General features: G+C 52.0%; 1 rRNA gene. It reads right to left on the bottom strand.

Features of this window, described 5'->3' with window-relative positions:
* Positions 1-710, bottom strand: a 23S ribosomal RNA gene (locus tag L650_RS0113855); the annotation flags it as partial.

The raw sequence follows: 710 nt of genomic DNA, 5'->3' as shown, positions 1-710 counted from the left end.
CCTACTCACTTTCACATGGACAACCATCGCCATGCTTGCTTAGCCTTCTCCGTCCCCCCATCGCAATTATACCAAGTACGGAAATATTAATCCGTTTCCCATCGACTACGCCTTTCGGCCTCGCCTTAGGGGTCGACTTACCCTACCCTGATTAACATGGGATAGGAACCCTTGGTCTTCCGGCGTGCGGGTTTTTCACCCGCATTATCGTTACTCATGTCAGCATTCGCACTTCTGATACCTCCAGCATGCCTCCCGGCACACCTTCAACGGCTTACAGAACGCTCCCCTACCACTCAACGTAAACGTTGAATCCGCAGCTTCGGTGCATAGTTTAGCCCCGTTACATCTTCCGCGCAGACCGACTCGACCAGTGAGCTATTACGCTTTCTTTAAAGGATGGCTGCTTCTAAGCCAACCTCCTGGCTGTCTGGGCCTTTCCACATCGTTTCCCACTTAACTATGACTTTGGGACCTTAGCTGGCGGTCTGGGTTGTTTCCCTCTTCACGACGGACGTTAGCACCCGCCGTGTGTCTCCCGGATATTACTTTACGGTATTCGGAGTTTGCAAAGGGTTGGTAAGTCGGGATGACCCCCTAGCCTTAACAGTGCTCTACCCCCGTAAGTATTCGTCCGAGGCTCTACCTAAATAGATTTCGGGGAGAACCAGCTATCTCCCGGTTTGATTAGCCTTTCACTCCTAGCCACA

Source organism: Pseudoalteromonas sp. TB51 (assembly GCF_000498055.1).
Lineage (GTDB): Bacteria > Pseudomonadota > Gammaproteobacteria > Enterobacterales > Alteromonadaceae > Pseudoalteromonas > Pseudoalteromonas atlantica.
This window is presented reverse-complemented; position numbering and strand designations above follow the sequence as displayed.